The organism is Variovorax sp. P1_H12_2 (assembly GCF_056405335.1).
In genome coordinates, this window is the sequence record NZ_JBFUCI010000434.1 from 1 (window position 1) to 5,198 (window position 5,198).

Genomic DNA, 5,198 nt, shown 5'->3' on the forward strand with positions numbered 1-5,198 from the left:
GCGGTGGACGTGTCGCCCGACGCGGCCCTGGACCACGTCTTCGGCTATGCCGCCGGGCTCGACATGACCCGCCGCGACCGCCAGCGCGAGTGCAACAAGCGCGGCCTGCCGTGGGAACAAGGCAAGTCGTTCGACCATTCGGCGCCTTGCGGCCCCATCCATCCCGTGGCGCAGGTGGGCCACATCCGTTCGGGGGCGATGAGCCTCGCGGTGAACGGCACCGTGCAACAGAATTCGGTGCTCGAGAAGATGATCTGGAACGTGCACGAGATCGTCAGCGAGCTGTCGAAGCAGTATCGTCTGCTGCCCGGCGACCTGATCTTCACCGGAACCCCTGAGGGCGTGGGCCCGGTGCAGCGCGGCGACCGACTCACCGGCCGCATCGAAGGACTCGACCCCTTGCAGGTCGAAATCGTCTGAGCCCGCCATCGCATCGAAAGCAGGAGAAACCATGAAACCACTCGAACGCATCTCGTACTCGGCCATCTCCGAACGCCCCGCGCTCAAGCTGCCGGACGGCAAGCGCCTGGCCGTCTGGGTCATCGTCAACGTCGAGGAATGGAACATCGACGAGACCATGCCCCGCACCGTGCTCACGCCGCCGGCCGGCGGCTCGCCGATGCCCGACATCCCGAACTGGGCCTGGCACGAATACGGCAACCGCGTTGGCTTCTGGCGCATGCTGGAGGTGATCGACGAACTCGGGATCGGCGCCACGCTCGCCATCAACGGTTCGGCCATCGCGGCCTACGAGCCCATCGCCAAGGCGGCGAAGGAACGCCAGTGGGAGTTCATCGGCCACGGCTTCGGACAGCGCAACATGCAGAAAGTGCCGGACGAGGTCGAGGACATCGCCAAGACCACCGAGGCCATCCGAGCCTACACCGGCAAGCGCCCGCGCGGCTGGCTCGGCCCGGGCCTCACCGAGACCTGGCACACGCCCGACATCCTGGCCGAGCAGGGCTACGAGTACGTGTGCGACTGGGTGCTCGACGACCAGCCGGTGCAGCTCAAGACGCGCAACGGCGGATCGATCGTGAACGTGCCCTACACGCAGGAGTGCAACGACGTGGCGATGATGTTGATCCAGCACCATAAGGCCAGCGAGTACCGCGACCGCGCCATCGACCAGTTCGAGCAGTTGTATGCCGACGCGAAGGACTCGGCCCGCGTGATGGCGCTGGTGGTGCACCCGTACATCATGGGCGCGCCGCACCGCCTGCGCTACTTCCGCGAGGCGCTGGCGCACATCCAGGCACGCGACGACGTGGCCTTCTTCACCGGCGAGCAGATCCTCGACTGGTACGGCGCCGCACGCACCCCGGCGTGAATCCCCGCCGGCGCACCGCCGGCGATTCCAGAAAAACGAAAAACAGATAGATTTCTCGCTCGACGAGAAGGAGACGACACGTGCATTCCTCAACCTCGGTCATTTTCCCGGCCGGCGATGCGCGCCGCGAGGCGCCCATCACCGCGCTGGAGATCGGCATGTTCCTGGTGCTGCTCGCCTCGTACGCGCTCAACGCGATGGACCGGCAGATCTTTCCGCTCATCGCCGCGGACGTGCGCAAGGAGTTTGGCTTCGGCCTGGCCGACACCGGCCTGCTGTCGACCATCTTCACGCTGGGCATGGCCGTGGCCGGCGTGCCGACCGGCTACCTGCTGGCGCGGCTGTCGCGCAAGACGGTGCTGCAGATCGGCATCGCGATCTTCTCGCTCGGCACGCTGCTGACCGCCTACTCGCACGGCTTCGCCGACATGATCCTCTACCGGGCCGCCACCGGCGTCGGCGAGGCAATGCAGCTGACGGTGGTGATCGCGATCGCCGCGAGCTACTTCGCGCGCTTCCGGGCGACCGCCGTGGGGGCGATCAACTTCTCCTTCGGTATCGGGGCCATCGTGGGGCCGCTGCTCGGCGGCCACCTGATCGGCGCCGAGCGCGACTGGCGCCTGCCGCTCTTGGTGTTCGGCGTCACGGGCTTTGCGGCCATGGCGGTGATTGCGCTCACCGTGAGCAAGCGCATGACCGAGAACGTGTCGGCCGCTGATGCGCGCAACGACCAGCGCGGCGCCACGAGCCTGTGGAACCGCAACACGGTCCTGTTGACCGGGATGAGCGTCATCGGCGGGCTCTGCATCTACGGCTACCTCGGCATGTACCCGACCTTCCTGCGCGAGCATCTGCACTACACGCCCGCGGACACCGGCCGCGTCATGAGCATCTTCGGCTTCGGCGTGTTCGCGTCCATCTTCGGCGGCTGGCTCGGCGACCGTTTCCACCCCAAGCTCGTGCTGTCGCTGAGCTTCGTGGGCACAGGCCTGCTGGGCTTCCTGCTGTTCTCGGGGCCGACCGGCATGCTGGTGCAGTCGGTGCTGTCCTTCGCCTGGGGCTTTGTGGTGAGCGGCGTGCTGTACGTGAACCTGGCCGCCTACCACATCAAGGCCGTGCGGGCCTCGCTCACCAACCGCGCCACGGGCGTGTTCGTCACCACGCTGTACGGCGCGGGCGCGTTCGCGGGCTTCATCATTGGCGGCATCGCCGCGCGCTTCGGCTGGAGCATGGCCGGGCTGGTGCAGATCACGCTGCTGGCGGCCGTCGGGGTGCTGTTCGCGGCGCTGCTGCGCACCGATCGCATGTCACTGCCGGCGCGCAAGCCGTGATGCTGCTCGACTGGGCGCTGCTCGGCGGCGCCGCGGCCCTGGCCGGCGCGCTCAACGCCGTGGCGGGCGGTGGCAGCTTCCTGACCCTGCCGGCACTGGCGATGGTCGGGGTGCCGCTGGTGTCGGCCAACGCCACCGGGACCGCCGCGCTGCTGCCGGGTTACCTGGCTGGCGCCTGGGCTCTGCGCAAGAAATTGTCGGACCCGATGTCGCCCTCGCTCCAGCGTCTGAGCGTACTGTCGGTGCTCGGTGGCGCGGCCGGCGCGGCCCTGCTACTGTCGACCTCGAACCATGCCTTCGCCCGCATCGTCCCGTGGCTGCTGCTGGCCGCGACGCTGCTCTTCGCCATCGGACCCGGCCTGGTGCGCCGCAAGCCCGCCGCCGCCAGACCCCGGGGCCGGTGGATTGCCGACCTGGGCGTCGTCGCGGTCGCCGTCTATGGCGGCTATTTCAACGGTGGCCTCGGCATCCTGCTGCTCGCCGTCCTCGGCGCACTGGGGCACACGGACATGGGGCGCATGAACGGCATCAAGAACTTTGTCTCCGCGATCTTGACGCTGATTGCCGTGGCCATCTATGCGGCCAGCGGCGCGATCGTCTGGACGCACGCCCTGTGGATGGCCCTCGGCGCCACGGTCGGCGGCTATGTCGGCGGAACCGCTGCTCGGCGACTGAAGCCCGACGTCGTGCGCGGCTTCGTCGTGTTGACGGGGCTGGCGATGACCGGGGCATTCCTTCTCAAGGCGTATTGACCGGGCACCCGTTTCTTCTTTCCATTTCAACCACTGGGATCACTGGGTCGAGACATGAAAACAACCAAGAGAGACTTCACCCGTTTTGTCGGCGCTCTGATGGTCGCCGCCACCGGTGCCCCGGCGCTCGTCGGCTCGGCGTCGGTGTCGGCCCGGACGACGCGTGCGCCGGGATCGCCCGGCATTCGCCGCGGCAGCTACCTGATCCGCAACGGCGCGGTCATCACGGTCGACCGCGCGAAGGGCGTGCTGCCGCGCGCCGACGTGTGGGTCCGCGACGGCGTGATCGAAAAGGTCGGGCGAGGCCTGAGCGCACCGGGCGGTGCCGAGATCATCGATGCCACCGACATGATCGTCATGCCGGGCTTCGTCAATTCCCACTATCACATGTGGAGCGCCATCGGCCGCAGCTTCACCGCGCGCGATGGCGGCTTCTCGTACTACCCCGCCAAGAGCGCGACCTCGGTCCTGTATACGCCCGACGACTTCTACAACAGCGTGCTGCTGGGCTGCGCTGAACTAGCGAACGGCGGCACCACCACTGTGCACAACTGGTCGCACAACACGCGCTCCCCGGCCCATGCCGATGCCGAATTGCGTGCGCACCGGCACGCGCTACTGCGGGCCCGCTACGCCTATGGCCACATCGACAAACTGCCCGTCGACGAGGTCAACCGCTACGACGACCTGGCGCGCGTGCGGCGCGAGTGGTTCGGCGAACGTTCGCCCTTCGAGGGCCTGGTGCATCTGGGGTTGAACCTGCGCGGCCCGCAGCAGAGCACCGACGCGGTCTTCCACGAGGAGATGAAGTTCGTCAAGGCCATCGGACTGCCGGTCGCGATCCACGCGCCGCAGGAGGCGCCGAACAACGTCGATGCCGTCGATTACGAACGGCGCGGCTACCTGGGGCCGGATTTCATGATCGCCCACTACATTCCCGCCACCGCGGCCGACCTGGCGGCGATGGCGCGGACGAAGACGCCGCTGTCCTTTGCAACGCACTCAGAGCTTCGGCTCAGCGGCACCGGCGATGCACGCRCCTCACTGTTCGCGATGCGCGAGGCGGGCCTGACGCTCTCGCTGTCCAGCGACGCCACATCCATCGCGCCGCCGGACATGTTCGAGATGATGCGCTTCACCTGGAACCTTGGCGTGCCATGGGCGGGGACGCCGAGCGAAAAGGCGAAGGCCATCGGCGTGCAGGAGGTGATCGAGATGGCGACGATCAACGGCGCCAAGGCGATGGGCCTGGGCGACGTCACCGGGTCGATCACCGAAGGCAAGCGTGCCGACATCATTCTGGTGCGGACCAAGGACCTGAACATGTGGCCGATCGGCAATATCGAGACCGCAATCGTGCAAAGCGGCAGCGCCACCAATGTCGATACCGTGTTGGTCGACGGCCGCATCTTGAAGCGAAACGGCCGCCTCCTTGCCTACAACGTCGCGGATATTCGTCGGCGCGCTCATGAATCTGCAACCCGGATTCGCAACGCAGCGGGTGAGATCTTGATCTTCTGAATCGTGAGTTCGGTCGGATTTTCGAGAACAATTCGATGTCGGAGAACACGCCGCTTTTGTGTAACTTGTCTCATTTGGTTCTTCTACTCAAGCTAAATACTGCGGGCGTCGCAGCCGCGCTCGCGCAGCTTGCGACCCGGCGTGAACTTGGATGACATTCTTGGCCAAGTCAACGTCGACTCGTGTAATGTTCCGCATGGGAATTATCCTTCCAACGTGGTTGCAGATTGACTTTCCGAAACGCCAATCTTGGCACTCCGATGC

5 protein-coding genes are annotated in these 5,198 nt (G+C 66.5%); all 5 read left to right on the forward strand.

Going from position 1 to position 5,198, the window contains the following annotated elements; genetic code table 11:
* Positions 1–420, forward strand: a 420-nt coding sequence (locus tag AC1D2K_RS29275) for a fumarylacetoacetate hydrolase family protein (protein WP_478093263.1), incomplete at its 5' end; no start/stop codon positions are given.
* A 31-nt stretch (positions 421–451) separates the two neighbouring features.
* Complete coding sequence (locus AC1D2K_RS29280) at positions 452–1,330, forward strand: polysaccharide deacetylase family protein (RefSeq protein ID WP_478093265.1); 879 nt, start codon at positions 452–454, stop codon at positions 1,328–1,330.
* A gap of 80 nt (positions 1,331–1,410) precedes the next feature.
* Positions 1,411–2,661 carry an MFS transporter gene (locus AC1D2K_RS29285; RefSeq protein ID WP_478093267.1) on the forward strand — a complete coding sequence of 417 codons (1,251 nt, stop codon included), beginning with the start codon at positions 1,411–1,413 and terminating at the stop codon, positions 2,659–2,661.
* A gap of 2 nt (positions 2,662–2,663) precedes the next feature.
* Positions 2,664–3,413 carry a sulfite exporter TauE/SafE family protein gene (locus AC1D2K_RS29290; protein ID WP_478093271.1) on the forward strand — a complete coding sequence of 250 codons (750 nt, stop codon included), beginning with the start codon at positions 2,664–2,666 and terminating at the stop codon, positions 3,411–3,413.
* A gap of 54 nt (positions 3,414–3,467) precedes the next feature.
* Positions 3,468–4,934 carry an amidohydrolase family protein gene (locus AC1D2K_RS29295; protein ID WP_478093269.1) on the forward strand — a complete coding sequence of 489 codons (1,467 nt, stop codon included), beginning with the start codon at positions 3,468–3,470 and terminating at the stop codon, positions 4,932–4,934.
* Positions 4,935–5,198 lie beyond the last annotated feature (264 nt).

Excerpts from the sequence above, each read along its gene's own strand:
- AC1D2K_RS29280 (WP_478093265.1), top strand. The coding sequence starts at position 452 with ATGAAACCACTCGAACGCATCTCGTACTCGGCCATCTCCGAACGCCCC.